7 protein-coding genes, 1 tRNA gene and 1 pseudogene are annotated in these 15,078 nt (G+C 74.6%); 6 read left to right on the top strand and 3 right to left on the bottom strand.

Annotated elements, in window-relative coordinates; translation table 11 throughout:
- Positions 1 to 212 precede the first annotated feature (212 nt).
- Positions 213 to 4,469, bottom strand: a complete 4,257-nt coding sequence (locus ACNHYB_RS14365) for a hypothetical protein (RefSeq protein WP_418276029.1) — start codon at positions 4,467 to 4,469, stop codon at positions 213 to 215.
- 365 nt (positions 4,470 to 4,834) lie between these two features.
- On the opposite strand from ACNHYB_RS14365, the gene ACNHYB_RS14360 reads away from it, so the two are divergent.
- Entirely contained in the window at positions 4,835 to 6,061 is a 1,227-nt protein-coding gene (locus tag ACNHYB_RS14360; RefSeq protein ID WP_418276028.1) for an MFS transporter, read from the top strand.
- Positions 6,062 to 6,128: 67 nt separating this feature from the next.
- On the opposite strand, the gene ACNHYB_RS14355 is transcribed toward ACNHYB_RS14360, so the two are convergent.
- Both ACNHYB_RS14355 and ACNHYB_RS14350 read right to left on the bottom strand, forming a co-directional pair.
- Positions 6,129 to 6,204 (bottom strand) — tRNA-Arg (locus ACNHYB_RS14355).
- Positions 6,205 to 6,284: 80 nt separating this feature from the next.
- The gene (locus ACNHYB_RS14350; RefSeq protein ID WP_418276027.1) at positions 6,285 to 7,559 is read right to left on the bottom strand and encodes an ROK family transcriptional regulator; all 1,275 of its coding nucleotides are present in this window, start codon (positions 7,557 to 7,559) and stop codon (positions 6,285 to 6,287) included.
- Between the two features lie 87 nt (positions 7,560 to 7,646).
- On the opposite strand from ACNHYB_RS14350, the gene xylA reads away from it, so the two are divergent.
- From xylA to ACNHYB_RS14325, 5 genes and pseudogenes are all read left to right on the top strand, one after another.
- Positions 7,647 to 8,810 (top strand): xylose isomerase, encoded by a 1,164-nt coding sequence (gene xylA / locus ACNHYB_RS14345; RefSeq protein WP_418276025.1) that lies wholly within the window; start codon positions 7,647 to 7,649, stop codon positions 8,808 to 8,810.
- Positions 8,811 to 8,894: 84 nt separating this feature from the next.
- Positions 8,895 to 10,385, top strand: a complete 1,491-nt coding sequence (locus ACNHYB_RS14340) for an FGGY-family carbohydrate kinase (RefSeq protein WP_418276024.1) — start codon at positions 8,895 to 8,897, stop codon at positions 10,383 to 10,385.
- 233 nt (positions 10,386 to 10,618) lie between these two features.
- Positions 10,619 to 12,010, top strand: coding sequence for a glycoside hydrolase family 6 protein (locus ACNHYB_RS14335; RefSeq protein WP_418276023.1), 1,392 nt, complete (start codon positions 10,619 to 10,621; stop codon positions 12,008 to 12,010).
- Between the two features lie 96 nt (positions 12,011 to 12,106).
- The gene (locus tag ACNHYB_RS14330) at positions 12,107 to 13,684 is read left to right on the top strand and encodes a pectinesterase family protein (RefSeq protein ID WP_418276022.1); all 1,578 of its coding nucleotides are present in this window, start codon (positions 12,107 to 12,109) and stop codon (positions 13,682 to 13,684) included.
- A gap of 67 nt (positions 13,685 to 13,751) precedes the next feature.
- Positions 13,752 to 15,068, top strand: a pseudogene (locus tag ACNHYB_RS14325) (serine hydrolase domain-containing protein); the annotation flags it as partial.
- Positions 15,069 to 15,078 lie beyond the last annotated feature (10 nt).

The following is a 15,078-nucleotide window of genomic DNA, read 5'->3' as shown; positions in this document are numbered from 1 at the left end:
CCCCACACCGTCTCCCGCTCGGTGCCGCGGCGGACCGCACGACGCGGACGACGGCGGGGCGGTGTGCCGGCAGGGGTGCCGGGCAGGTCCTCCGGCGTGCCCGCGGGCGTGCCGGAGGAGTCGGTCGAGTTCGGGGCGGAGCCGCTCATGAGCCCCATTGTCCTCCTGCGCCCGCCGTCCTCGGGCCGTCGGCGAGCCGCGCGACGGTCGGCTCAGCGGGGCGAGGCGGCCGCGCCGTCGTCCGCGTCCGGACCGGCGTCCGGACCGGCGTCCGGACCGGCGTCCGGACCGGCGTCCGGATCGACGACGACGGGCTCGGGCGCGTCGCCCTCCGGGTCCGCCTCGTCGGGCAGCACCGGGACGACGACCTCCGGCGGGACGGGCACGCCGCCGGGCGTGCCGACCCGCTCGTCTCGCACCTGCTGCACGAGCCGGCGCACCCGGTCGGCCTCCCCGTCCGGGTCGAGGAACGCCGCGGCCGACCACACCTGCGTGACGGTCCAGCCCAACCGTTCGAGCCGCTGCGCGAGCTGCCGGTCGCGCACCCGCACCGACGGCTCGGCCACGTAGGCGGCGTCGTCCGTCAGCACGGCGACGAGCAGCTCGCCCGGCAGGTCGGGGTGCCCGACGGCCAGGGGGATGCGGTCGCCGTCGCCCGTGCCGTAGTCCGCCTCGACCAGGTAGCCCAGACGCCACAGCCGTTCGCCGAGGTCGGTCACGAGGCGGTCGGACGCCTCCCCCACGTCGACGCCGTTGCCGAGCACGACCTGGTCGGCGACACCGGTGCGCTTCTCGGCGAGCTCCAGCAGCTCGCGCAGCAGGCGCGGGCCCTTGCCGCGCAACCGGTCCGGGTCGAGCGCGTCCGCGGCGAAGCAGGACACCACGTGCAGACGGCGCCGGGTGGCACCCAGCGCGCCGAGGAGCATCGCTCCCCCGCCGTCGGAGCCGAGCACGCCGAAGCGGTGCAGGACCCGACCGTGCGGGGTGCGTCCGAACCCGAGGGACAGCAGGATCGTGTCGCGCTGAAGACCAGCCACGCCGGTGATGTCCGCGACGACCACGGGTTCGGGGCGGCGCCCGGAGAAGAACGGGGCGAGGGCCGGGTTCGAGCGGACCTCCGACAGCAGGGCGTCGCGGATGCGGTCCGCGTGCGCGGCCGTCACGGTGACGATGCCGAGGGTCTCCTCGGGGCGGGTCAGCGCGTGCTCGATGGAGACCTCGATGACCCGCTCCACCTCGGCGCGGGTGCTCTCGACGGCGCCGGAGGTCGGGTCGGGCATGCCGGTGCCGTCGACGACGTCGAGCCGGACCAGGGCGTCCGCGCGGGGCACGGGCGCGGGACGCAGCAGGTCACCGTAGCCGTGCGCGGCCAGGAGCCGGGTCAGCTCGGGGTCGCGCAGGTTCTCGCGCGGCAGCAACGAGACGCCGGGCAGCAGTTCCGCGAGCTCCGCCACGGAGGTCCCGGACGCGGTCCGCGCGTCGCCCACCACGACGACCTGCCGGCCACGGGCGACCGCCGGGAGCACCACCTCGGTGGGCACGTGCTGCACGGCGTCGAGCACGACGAGGTCGACGGTGCGGTGCGCGGGCAGCAGGTGGGGCACCAGGGTCGGCGTCGCGAGCACGACGGGGCGCAGCCGCCGTGCGACGTCGCCGTACCGGTCCACGAGGTCGCGCAGCGACGTCATCCGGCCCTCGATGAGCTCGGCGAACATCGCCTCCGCGCTCTCGCGGTCCTCCCGCATCGCCGCACCGAGGTGGGCGCGCGCCGCGACGCGCACCGGCTGCGACAGCGACGCCAGGTGCCGGACGTCCAGGTCCCGGAACCGGCGGGCCAGCGCGTCCAGCCCGGCGCCGTCCTGCTCGGCCAGCACCGGTTCGGAGGCGAGCATCTGCTCGAACACGCTCGACCACCAGGCCAGGTCCAGCTCGGCCGCGACGAGGGTCGCGTCGACGCGTCGGGTCGTCAGGTCGTCCACGAGCTCACCGACCCCGGCCTCGCGGGCACGCCGCAGCAGGCTCGTGCGCTCCGGCAGCGTCTCCAGGGCCTCCGGGTCGGAGACCAGCTGGTGCAGACGCTCGGAGAGCGCGTCGAGGTCCAGGTCGAGAAGTCGACCGCCGTGCGTCGTCGGGGCCAGCACCGGCTCGAGCTCGGCGAGGTCGATGCGCACCGCCTCGTAGGTGTCCTCGATGGTGGCCAGGCCCTCCGGCAGGGTGGGCCAGCCGCCGCGCGAGGAGTGCTCCGCCCAGAGCTCGCGCTGCGCGGACACCTCGACGAGCGCGGCGTGCAGGTCCGGCACCCGCACGCCCGGACGCACCATGTCCCGCGCCCGCTTGCGCAGCCGACGCCGGGTGAACCAGCCCATCTCGACGCCGTTCTCGGTGCGCCACGCGCGCGAAGCCGTCGCCTGGACCATGTCGGTCGCGGTGCGCTCGAACACCATCGGGTGGAACACGTCGAGCGTGCTGCGCATCCCGGCGAGCATCCCGAGCTGTGCGCCCCACCGCGAGATCGTCGTCGGCGTCTCGAGGCCGGTGACCTCCCCGGTGTAGGCGATCTGCCGGCGCAGCTGCGGCAGCGTCGCCTCCTTGAGGCGGCGCACGCGCGCCAGTGCGTCGCGCGCCTCGTCCATCGTGAGCAGGTGCGCACCGAACCAGGGCGTCGCCGAGGGACGCAGGGTGAACGCCCCGAGCGTGGCGGCCCGCTCCAGGTCGGTCGCGAGCCGGTGGCGACGGTCCCCGTCCAGGGCGAGGGTCGTCTCCGAGGCGAGCCGCACCGTCGTGGACGGCGCCGGGCGCTCGGAGGTGAGCCGTGCGAGCTCCTGCAGCGCGTCGTAGGCGGACACGCCCCACGGCCCGCGCTGCACGTGCAGGGCGTCGATGTAGCCCGTGAGCTGCGCGCGGGCCCCGATGAGGGCGTCGCGGACGGCGGCGGGCCCGGCGGGGTCGACCTGCTCCGGTTCCGTCGCCATCGCTTCCAGCAGCCGCTGGGCCATGTCCTCGCGCCACGTGGGGCGGGGCGTCACGTCCAGGGTGAGCCCTTCGAGCCCGAGCTCCTCGAGCCGCTGGGCCAGACGGTCCGCCGCACGGCGGTGACCCGTCACGTAGAGCACGGAGCGGCCCGCCGCCGCGGCCTCGGCGACGACCGCCGCGACCGTCCCGGCGACGTCGGCACCCACCGGAGCGTCGACGAACACGTGGCTGCCCGTGCCCAGCACGTCCACGACGTGCCGCTGGTAGGGGTCCAGGTCGCCGACGCCGCGCTCGCGCACCGGGTCGGCGTCGCCACGACGCGGTGCGGGCAGCTCGACGTCCGCGACCTTGCGGCGGGCCGGTTCCGCGCCGGCGAGCGCCGCCGCGACCTCGTGCCGCCCGAGGGCGGGGGCGAGCTCGTCCAGGTCGTCCACGAGCGCCTGACCGGGGTGCACGAACGTGCCGACCAGCACCCGCTGCTCGATCTCGAGGTCGTCGAGCTGCTCGGCGGCGACGGCTCCGATGCGGGCGAGCACGTCGTCGGGCACGAACCCGGCGGCGGTGAACGTCGCCTGGGCGAGGCCGGCGGCGTCGAGGCGGGTGCCGCGGGCGCGCAGCGCGCGCACGAGCAGCGGGTTCACCTCGGCGGTCGGTTCGAGCGTGAGCTCGTAGTCGGTCTCGCCGTCGCCGCGAGGGGTCATCGTGACGGGTCGCAGCAGCACGGGCGCGTGGACGGTGCGGGTGCCGACGACGTCGTCGATCGGACCGGGCGTCGTGCGGCGGGCCGGGCCGTCCTGCCGGGCGACGCTGACCACGGGGATGGACGTCGTCAACGGCGGGCCGGAGTCGGCCTCGTCGGCCGAGTCGGTGCCGTCCGCCGTTGCCGGCGGGGTGCTCGGGGAGGTGGCGCTGGCCGCGGTGGCGGAGGACGCGACCTCGGCGAGCGCCGTCAGGTCGCTGCGCCCGTCGCCCGTGGGTTCGCCGGCGGCGTCGACCTGCTCGGTCCAGGTCGCGACGCCGATCGCGAGGTAGGTGGGGGCGAGCCCGTAGCGTGCGGCGTGCTCGGCGGAGCGGACGGCGACGGCGCGGGCCCGACGGCGCGCGGTGGGGAACGTGGCGGGCTCGCGCACGAGGTTGGACAGCCGGGTGGGGCGTCCGGCGAAGAGCTGGGCGACCCCGGAGGGGTGGGCCGCGGACAGGTCGACGACGGCCTCGCCGAGCAGTCCGACGTCGGCCAGGCTCGACCCGCCGACGAGGTCGACGAGCCCGGCACGCCATCGGCGCACGGCGTCGACCATCGGGGTCGTGGTGGTGGGACCGGGGTTCGAGCGGACGGCGTCGGGCCCGGTCGGCACCCCGGTGTCGGGACCGGCGGGTCGCTCGGGCGCGGCGGCGGGATCGGCCGCAGCGGCGGCTCCCGCGGGAGGTTCGACCTCCTGCGGTTCGACGGCGGGCGCGGCGGCGGCCGCGGCGGTGGATCGACGCAGCACTCTCACGTCAGCACGGTAGAACGGCGCTCGGACGTGACCCGCCAGGGCGCGCCGGTGTCGCCGACAATCGCGGGCAGGGTGTCTCCGGAGGGGAGTCAGCGGGGAGAGTGCCGACGGGAGGCTCACCGCGGGCGGGAGGGAACAGGCCCCGTGAAGCCGTGATATCGGGAAGGCAAGCCCCACCAGGACAGTGCGCATGAAGACAGCGCGCACCGCGCAGGGGGCGGGCGGTGCGCGCTGTCACAGGAAGTCTGCACGGGTGACACACGCCACGTCAACACGGCGGGTGAAACTTGTCCCCGGAGATGTTCTCGCAGGTCCCCGCACATATTCGTGCGGGTGGGGGTGCGCGGGCCGCATACTGTCGTCACGTGAGGCACCTCCTCGAAGCCGTCGTCCCCGCCCGGATGGGCGTCCCGTTCCGCTGGATGCTCGCGTCGAGCTGGACGAGCAACATCGGGGACGGGATCGCCCTGGCCGCCGGGCCCCTGCTGGTGGCGTCCCTGACCGACTCCGCGACCCTCGTGGCCCTCGCCGCACTCCTGCAGCGCCTGCCCTGGCTCGTGCTCGGGCTCTGGGCCGGTGCCCTGGCGGACCGCTGGGACCGCCGTCGGATCGTCATCGTCTCCAACCTCCTGCGCGCCGTCGTCATCGCCGTGCTCTGCGCCACGATCGTCACCGGGCAGGTGAGCATCGTCGTCGTGCTCGCGGCCCTGCTGCTCATGGGGACGGCCGAGGTCTTCTCGGACTCCGCCGCCCAGACCCTGCTGCCGATGCTCGTGGACAAGCGGGACCTCGGTACCGGCAACGCCCGGCTGCAGGCAGGGTTCCTCACCGGCAACCAGCTCGCCGGGCCCCCGCTCGGAGCGTTCCTCTTCGCCGTCGGCACGGTGTGGCCGTTCGCCGTGCAGCTCGTGTGCGGCCTGCTCGCCGTGGTCCTCGTCAGCCGGATGACGCTGCCCGCCAGGACGCCCCGCGAGGCCTCCACGCACGTGCGTCGCGACATCGCCGACGGCTTGCGCTGGCTGTGGACCAACCCGCCCGTGCGCACCCTCGCGCTGGTCATCTTCACCTTCAACCTCACGTGGGCGGCGCCCTGGGCCGTGCTCGTCCTGTACTCGACGGAGCACCTGGGCATGGGGCCCGTCGGGTACGGGCTCCTCACCACCGCGACCGGGGTCGGCGGCATCGTCGGCACCCTGGTCTACGGCCGCCTCGAGCGCCGCTTCTCGCTGGCGACCCTCATGAAGGTGTCGCTGTCCCTGGAGGTCGTGTTCCACCTCGCGCTCGCGCTGGCCACCACCGGCTGGGTCGCCATGGTGGTGATGTTCGTGTTCGGCGTGTACGCGTTCGTCTGGGGCACCGTGGCCAACACCGTGCGCCAGCGCGCCGTGCCGACGGCCCTGCAGGGCCGGGTGGGGTCGGTCTACATGGTCGGCCTGTTCGGCGGCATCGTCGTGGGCAACGCCCTCGGTGGCGTCCTCGCGGACCTGTGGGGCATCACGGCGCCGTTCTGGTTCGCGTTCGTCGGCGCCGGGCTCACGCTCGTCCTGGTGTGGCGGCACCTGTCGAACATCGCGCACACCGAGGCCGACTGATCCGGCGCGCTGGTTCGGCCTGCCGGTCCGGCGCGCTGGTTCGGCCTGCTCGAGCGGGCCGCCGGGATGGTGCGCCTGAGAGGATTCGAACCTCCGACCTACCCTTTAGGAGAGGGTTGCTCTATCCACTGAGCTACAGGCGCGTGCGCCCCACAGCCTAGCGTCCGAGCCCGTGCGAGAGGCAATCGCGCGAGGTGACAGCGCATGATGACAGCGCGACGGATCAGGTCCAGGCCGCCGGGTCTGCGACGACCTCGCGCAGCACCTCCCGCGCTCCCCCGGTCAGCGCCGCGTGCTCGCCCGCCGCCGCGGCCCGCACCTCGACCGGCGCGAAGGGCGCGGCCAGCACCCGCTCGCTCAGCCCGGCCTCGACCTGGCCGCGCAGCCAGGGCTCGAGCGCGGCGTACACCCCGCCGAGCACCACGGTGGACACCCCCGTGAGGTTGACGAAGTCCGCGAGCGCCGACCCGAGCGCCTGTCCCGCGCGGGTGACGGCGGCGCGCACCTGCCCTGCCGCAGTCCCGCCGTCCACAGTCCCGCCGTCGGTCCGGAGCAGTGCGATCAGGTCGCCCAGCGGGGCGTCGGCCGGGAGCCCGGCGGCCCGCAGCACCGCCTCCTTGCCGGCGTACTGCTCGAGGCAGCCGTGCGCCCCGCAGGAGCAGCGCGGACCGGCGGGGTCGACGACGACGTGCCCGACCTCGCCGTTCCAGCCGCGCTCGGCGAGGAACAGGGCACGTTCGACGACGATGGCGGCGCCGATGCCGACGTCACCGGAGACGTAGAGGAAGGAGTCGGGGACGTCGGCGTCGGCGAGCTCGGCGAGCGCGGCGAGCTTGGCCTCGTTGGCGACCTGGACGGGCAGGTCGCCGAGGCCGAGGGCCGGCACGGGGTGCAGGGAGGACCAGCCGAGGTTGGGGGCGACCTCGAGCTCGCCGGTGCGGGCGTCGACCAGGCCGGGCAGGGCGAGGCGGGCTGCGGCGACGCGCAGCCCCTCGGCCCGGGCGCGGGTGACGACGGCGGCGGCGAGGTGGCCGAGCCGGCCGAGGACGGCCGCGGGGTCGGAGTCGTGGAACGCGCCGCGCTCCACGACCTCGTCCAGGACGTCGCCGGTGAGGTCGAGGACGCGCACGCCGAGGTAGTCGACGTTGACCTCGAGGCCGAGCCCGACGACGGTCCGGGCGGCGGGGACGAGGGGCACGGCGGGGCGCCCGGCGCGCTGGACGGCGACGGGCGCGAGCTCGGCGACGAGCCGGGCGGCCACGAGCCGGTCGACGAGCGTGGAGACGGTCGCGCGGGTGAGTCCGGTGGCGGCGGCGACGTCGGCGCGGGACGGTGGAACGGCGCCGTCCCGCCCGGCCGGTCCGGCGGCGGCGTCGTAGATGGCCCGCGCGACGAGTCGCAGGTTGCGGATCCGCAGCGTGTGCTGGCGGGACGCGCTGGATCCAGGCTGCGCGGGCGTGCCCGGCGTGTGCTGCGTCGTCGTCGGGTGAGCGCTCACGTCTTGACTCTAGCCCAACGACCGGCAATAGTTCAGTCATACAACAAACGCCGGGGACGCCGGCGTGCGACTCGACGAGGAGAACCCGTGAGCGACATCAAGTACTCGTTCGGCCTGTGGACCATCGGCTGGCCGGCCAACGACCCGTTCGGCTCGGCCACCCGGCCCGAGCTCGACCCCGCCGAGTCGATCCGCAAGCTCGCCGACCTCGGTGCGTGGGGCTTCACCTACCACGACAACGACGTGTTCCCCTTCGGCGCCTCGGAGTCCGAGCGCCAGGCCGGGATCGACGCCGTCAAGAAGGCCTCCCAGGAGTCCGGGCTCGTGTGCGAGATGGTCACCACCAACACGTTCAGCCACCCGATCTTCAAGGACGGTGCGTTCACCTCCAACAACCGCGACGTGCGCCGGTTCGGCCTGAAGAAGGTGCTGCGCAGCGTCGACAACGCCGCCGAGATGGGCGCCTCCACGTTCGTCATGTGGGGCGGGCGCGAGGGCACCGAGTACGACAACTCCAAGGACCTGCACGCCGCCCACGCCCGCTACGCCGAGGGCATCGACACCGTCGCCGCCTACATCAAGGCCAAGGGCTACGACCTGCGCATCGGCCTGGAGCCGAAGCCGAACGAGCCCCGCGGCGACATCTTCCTGCCGACCATCGGCCACGCCATCGCCCTCATCGACACCCTCGACAACGGCGACATCGTGGGCCTCAACCCGGAGACGGGCCACGAGCAGATGGCGGGCCTGAACTACACGCACGGCCTCGCGCTCGCGCTGTACTGCGGCAAGCTGTTCCACATCGACCTCAACGGCCAGCACGGCCCGAAGTACGACCAGGACCTGGTGTTCGGCCACGGGGACCTGCTCAACGCGTTCTTCACCGTCGACCTGCTGGAGAACGGGTTCCCGAACGGAGGGCCGCGCTACGAGGGCCCGCGCCACTTCGACTACAAGCCCTCGCGCACCGAGCACCTCGACGGCGTGTGGGAGTCGGCCAAGGCCAACATGGAGACCTACGACCTCCTGGCCGCCAAGGCCAAGGCCTACCGCGAGGACCCCGAGGTGCAGGCCGCGTTCACCCACGCCGGCATCTTCGAGCTGAACGAGCCGACGCTCGGCGCCGGCGAGACGTTCGACGCCTTCATGGCGGACTCCTCCGTGGAGGGGATCGACGTCGACGCCACCGCCGAGCGCGACTACGGCCTGGTGCGCCTGCACCAGCTCGCCCTGCGTCACCTCATCGGCTGACCACCACCCCCCGCGCCGTCAGGCTCTCGCGCAGGTGCGCCCGCGCGAGAGCCTGACGGCTCTCGAGAACTTCCTGGAGCGAAGATGCCCCTCGTGGCCGGCGTGGACACCTCCACGCAGTCCTGCAAGATCGTCGTCCGCGACGCCGGGACCGGCGCCCTCGTGCGCTCCGGGTCCGCCAAGCACCCCGACGGCACCGAGATCCACCCCGATGCCTGGTGGACGGCGTTCGGCGAGGCGGCCGCCGCCGCGGGCGGGCTGGACGACGTCGCCGCGATCGCCGTCGGCGGCCAGCAGCACGGCCTGGTCGCGCTCGACGCCGACGGCCGCGTGGTCCGCGACGCCCTGCTGTGGAACGACAACCGTTCCGCCGCCGCCGCGCAGGACCTCGTCGCCGAGCTGGGCGACGGCGACCCGCAGGCGGGCGCGCAGGCCTGGGCCGACGCCGTGGGGTCCGTGCTCGTCGCCTCCCTGACCGTCACCAAGCTGCGTTGGCTGCGCGACGCCGAGCCCGACAACGCCGCCCGCGTCGCCGCGGTCGCGCTCCCCCACGACTGGCTGACCTGGCGCATCGCCGGGTACGGGCCCGCCGACGACCCCACCGCTCCCCTGGGCCCGCAGCTGGACCGGCTGACCACGGACCGGTCGGACGCGTCGGGCACCGGCTACTACGACGCGCAGGCCGACGACGGCGCTGGCGCCTACCGCCCTGACCTGCTGCGCCTCGCGCTCGGGCGCGACGACGTCGTGCTGCCGCGCGTGCTCGGCCCCGCGGAGTGCGCGGGCGTCGCCCACCCGTCGGTGGCCGGCCGGGACGCGCACGGCGGCGCGCTGCTCGGCCCGGGCGCCGGGGACAACGCCGGTGCCTCCCTGGGGCTCGGCATGACGCCGGGCGACATCGCGATCTCGATCGGCACCTCCGGCGTCGTCTCCGCGGTGGCGCCCCGCCGCACCGCGGACGGCTCCGGCGCGATCAACGGGTTCGCCGACGCGACCGGCAACGCCCTCATGCTCGCCGTCACCCTCAACGCGGCCCGCGTGCTCGACGCCGCCCGCGCGATCCTCGACGTCGGGTTCGACGCCCTCGCCGACCTCGCCCTGGCAGCCCCGCCCGGCGCCGACGGCCTCGTCCTGGTGCCCTACCTGGAGGGTGAGCGCACCCCCAACCGGCCGGACGCGACCGGCACCCTGCACGGGATCCGCCTCGCCACCAGCACGCGCGAGCACCTCGCCCGCGCCCACGTCGAGGGCATGCTGTGCGGCCTCGCCGACGGGCTGGACGCGCTGCGCGCGCAGGGCGTCCCCGTCGAGCGGGTCATGCTGATCGGCGGTGCCGCCCAGTCCCCCGCCGTCCAGCAGGTCGCCACCCAGGTGTTCGGCCTGCCGATCACGATCCCCGAGCCCGGGGAGTACGTCGCCGACGGCGCGGCTCGCCAGGCGGCGTGGGTGCTGGCGTCGGCGTCCGACCCGCACGCCGACGCCCCCTCCTGGGCCACGAGCGTCGCCACGACGCTGGACGCGGACCCGCGCCCCGTGGTGCGCGAGCAGTACGCGGCGGTGCGCGACCTCGTCTGACCAGCGGCAGGCCCGAGCTCCAGCAGGTCCGAGTTCCGCGACAGGCCTGGTCAGAGCGTGTTCATCACCGCTACGGTCGCTACGGCCCGGCAGCCCCACGGCTGCCGGGCCGTCGTCGCGTCGTCGAGGCCCGCCACGGCACCGGATCCTAAACGTTTAGGCATTTGGGTCGTCCGGGGCGTCCTCGTAGCGTGACGGTCCCCGACACCCACGCCCCACGAACGGAGCCTCGAATGCAGCCGGTACGACGACGAACCCGCTGGACCGCCCTCGCCGCCGCCGCAAGCCTGCTCACCGTCGGCGGAGCCACCGTCGTCGCGTCGAGCGCGGCGGCCGCCGAAGGGTGCAGCGTCGACTACCGCGTGGTCGGTGAGTGGACCGGCGGATTCCAGGGCGAGATCTCGGTCACGAACCTCGGCTCACCGGTGGACCACTGGGAGCTCGGCTGGACGGCGGCGTCGGGCCAGAACATCTCCCAGGCCTGGAACGCGACCGTCGCACAGTCCGGATCGGCGGTCACCGCCAGCGGTGTCGCCTGGAACGCCGGTCTCGCCACCGACGGCACCGCCACGTTCGGCTTCATCGGCTCGTGGAACGGGTCGAACCCGGTGCCCGGCGCCTTCACGCTGAACGGCACCGCCTGCACGGGCGACGTCCCCGACCCGACACCGACGGCCGAGCCGTCGCAGGACCCCACCGACGACCCCAGCGAGGAGCCCTCCCAGGAGCCCACCGAGGAACCCTCGCAGGAACCGAGCGAGGAACCCACCGATGACCCGGCGCCCGCCGGCGACCTCTACGTGGACACCGCCAACCAGTCCTACAGCGCCTGGCAGGCGGCGAGCGGCGCCGACAAGGACCTGCTCGCCAAGATCGCCCTGACCCCGCAGGCCTACTGGGTGGGCAACTGGAACGACGCCGTGACCGAGCGCGAGGCCGTCGCCGACTACACCGGTCGCGCGGCCGCCGACGGCACCACCCCGACCATCGCGGTCTACGCCATCCCGGGCCGCGACTGCGGCAACCACTCCAGCGGTGGTGTCGCCGAGAGCGAGTACGCCGCCTGGATCGACGAGGTCGCCGCCGGCATCCAGGGCGAGCCGAACATCATCCTCGAGCCCGACGCCCTCGCCCAGCTCGGTGCGTGCGACGGCCAGGGGGACCGGGTCGGCTACCTGCAGTACGCGGCCGAGCAGCTCACCGAGGCCGGCGGGCGCGTCTACATCGACGCCGGACACTCGGGATGGCTCAGCCCCACCGAGGTGGCCGGCCGACTGAACCAGATCGGCTTCGACCACGCCGTCGGGTTCGCGCTCAACACGTCGAACTACAACACGACGGCGGCCGAGCGCGCCTACGGCGAGCAGATCTCGGCGCTGACCGGCGGAGCGCGGTTCGTGATCGACACCTCCCGCAACGGCAACGGCTCCAACGGCGAGTGGTGCAACCCGCGCGGTCGCGCGCTGGGCGAGCGCCCCACCGTCGTGAACGAGGCCTCCGGGCTCGACGCCCTGCTGTGGGTCAAGCTGCCCGGCGAGTCGGACGGCAGCTGCAACGGCGGCCCGAGCGCCGGCGCCTGGTGGCAGGAGATGGCCCTGGAGCTGGCACGCAACGCCTCCTGGTGAGGTAGCACCCCACGGGAGGCCCTGGCGGACGATCCGCCAGGGCCTCCCGTGTCTCCGGCCGTCTCCACCAGGGAAAGCGGTTGCTAGCCTGGGGCGGTGCCCCGATCGATCCACGTCGGCGACGACGCCGACCACGCCCCGTCCCTCACCCTGGCGCTCGCCGACCCCGACGTCACCGAGGTGGTCGTCCACCCCGGCGTGCACGTCGAGCAGGTCGTCGTCGCACCCCGGCGCCGGCCCCTGCTGATCCGCTCCGCCAGCGGCGACCCGCGCGACACGATCCTCTCGTTCGACCTGCGCCAGGGGGACCGCGGCGCCGACGGGCTGCACCTCGTCCAGGACTGCGCCACCCTCACCATCGACGCCGACGACGTCACCCTGCGCGACCTCACCGTGCGCAACACCTACGACAAGCGCCTCGGCCAGGACGTCCCCGACTCCCAGGCGCTCGCCCTGCGCACCCACGGCACGCGCCTCACCGTCGAGGGCTGCCACCTCCTCGGCCGCCAGGACACCCTGCTGCTCGACACCCCCTCGTTCGCCGCCGTCAGCCACGTCCACGTGCGCGACTGCCTGATCGTGGGCGACGTCGACTTCGTCTACGGCCGCGCCACCGCGCTCATCGAGGGCGGCGAGATCCGCTCGTGCGGCGCCGGGTACGTCGCCGCGCCGAGCACCGTCGTCGAGAACCCGCGCGGCCTGCTGTTCCACGGCGTCACCCTCACCGCGGACGACGACGTCGCCCCCGGCAGCGTGCACCTGGCCCGCCCCTGGCACCCCGGCGGGCGCCCCGAGGCCGTCGGCCAGGCCCTGTTCGTCGACTGCACCGTCGGACCGCACGTCGCCGCCGACCGCTGGACCGACATGGGCGGCTACTCCTGGCGCGACGGCGCACGCTTCGGCGAGTCCGGCACCCGCCTCGCCGAGGGCGCCGTCGCCACCTCCCCCGAGCACGACCTGCCCGTCAGCGCCGACGTCGCCGACCACCTCACCGGCTGGGACGCCCCGCCCGCACCCACCGGACGCCTGCACGTGCTGTCCGACTCCACCGCCAGCGACTACACCCCCGAGCGCGCGCCGCGCACCGGGTGGGGGCAGGTGCTCGCCGAGACCAGCGGCCGCGACGTCGCCAACCACGCCGTGTCCGGCATGAGCACCACCAGCCTCGTCGCCGGCGGCCACCTCGCCGCCGCGCTGGAGGAGGTCCGCCCCGGCGACGTCGTTCTTGTCGGGTTCGGGCACAACGACGCCAAGGACGACGCACGCCACGCCGACCCGTACCGCGAGTACCCGGCGAACCTGCGTCGCGTGCTCGCCGGCGTCCGTGCCCGCCGTGCGACGCCGGTCCTCGTCACCCCCGTGGAACGACGCCGCTTCGACGGCGAGCGCAGCCGCGGCACCCACGGCCCCTACCCGCAGGTGGTGCGCCACCTCGCCGCCGCCGAGGGCGTCGCCCTGGTGGACCTCACGCGCGCCACCCGCGCGCTCTGGCAGGCCCAGGGCGCCGAGGGAAGCAAGGAGTCGTTCCTCTGGCTGACGCGCGGGCAGTGGCCCGGCTACCCGGACGGCGAGCAGGACGACACGCACCTGTCCGACACCGGGGCACGCGCCGTCGCCGGGATCGTCGTCGCCGCGCTGGGCGACCTGGGCGTGCTCGACCCGACCGGGCGATGATCGCCGACCTGCTCCGGGAACGCACCCGGCCGCTCGACATCGCCCTGCACACCGTCGAGGTGGCGGTGGACGGCGAGGTCGTCGAGAGCGTCGCCTGCTCCCCCTCACCGTCGACACACCCCGCCGCACCTACTCGATCACCAAGACGCTCACGGCGCTCGCCGTGGGGCTGCTGGCCGAGGAGGGCGCGATCGGGCTCGACGACCTCGTCGTGGCACACTTCCCCGAGCAGCACCCCGTGCACCCGTGGCTCGAGCAGACCACGGTGCGCGACCTGCTGGCGATGCGCGGACCGCACCTGTCCACGACGTTCAAGCGCTACGACTGCCCCTGGGTCGAGTCCTGGTTCCGGACCGTGCCGACCCACCGACCCGGCGCCCTGTTCACCTACGACACGAGCGGGTCCTACCTGCTGGCGGCGCTGGTCGAACGGGTCTCGGGACGCCCGCTGGCCGACTACCTGCGCCCGCGCCTGCTCGACCCGGTGGGCGTCGGTGAGCTGCGGTTCCTGCCCGGCGAGGACGGGCACGCCCACGGCGGGTCAGGCCTGGTGTGCAGCGCGCGCGACCTGCGACGACTCGGTCAGATGGTGCTCGACGGCGGCCGGCACGACGGTGCCGCCCTGCTCCCGGGCGACTTCCTGGCCGCGATGACGTCCCCGCAGGCCGACACCTCCCTGCAGACGTGGGGCGCCGAGCTGCGCGGCGGCTACGGCTACCAGACCTGGCTGCCCGCGAGCGGCGGTTGGATGATGTTCGGGATGGGTGGCCAGATCGTCCACGGCGACCCGGCCACGGGAAGGCTCGTCGTCGTCACCGCGGACACCCAGGCCTGCCCGGCCGGGGACCAGCGCCTGGCCGAGATCCTCCTCGGTGAGGCCCTGCCCCTGCTCGGTCCCCCCGCTTCCAGGTCCGGGGGCAGGTCCGGGGGCAGGTCCGGATCGGTCGCGGGCCAGGATGGCGTCACGCTCGACTGGCCCTCCCCGGCCCACCGGCCCGAGTTCGCCGCCCCCGTGCGCGGCCGATGGTTGCTGACGCCCCCGGGCGGCACGCCCGTGACGCTCGACCTCGACCTCGACGACGACGGCGCCGGCAGCGGCGACGGCACCCTGCGCTGGGACGCCGGCACTCCCGTCGAGCTCCGCCTGCGTCCCGGCTCCCCCGTGGTGCAGGACGCCTCGGCTCCCGGCGTCGCCGTGGTGACCAGCGGCTGGTCCGCACCGGGTTCGCTCACGGTGCGCCACGCCGTCGTCGGCGACGAGATCGCGACCGTGCGTCTGCAGGTCGTGGTGCACGACGACGGGGAGGTGACCGTCCGGTCGCAGGGGTTCGGCGAGGCCGTCGACCCGGGCTGGACCTGCACGGCGACAGGGCTGCCCGTCTGAGACGGGCGGC

Origin of the sequence: Isoptericola jiangsuensis, assembly GCF_048320105.1 — a bacterium.
Classification (GTDB): domain Bacteria; phylum Actinomycetota; class Actinomycetes; order Actinomycetales; family Cellulomonadaceae; genus Isoptericola; species Isoptericola jiangsuensis_A.
This window is presented reverse-complemented; position numbering and strand designations above follow the sequence as displayed.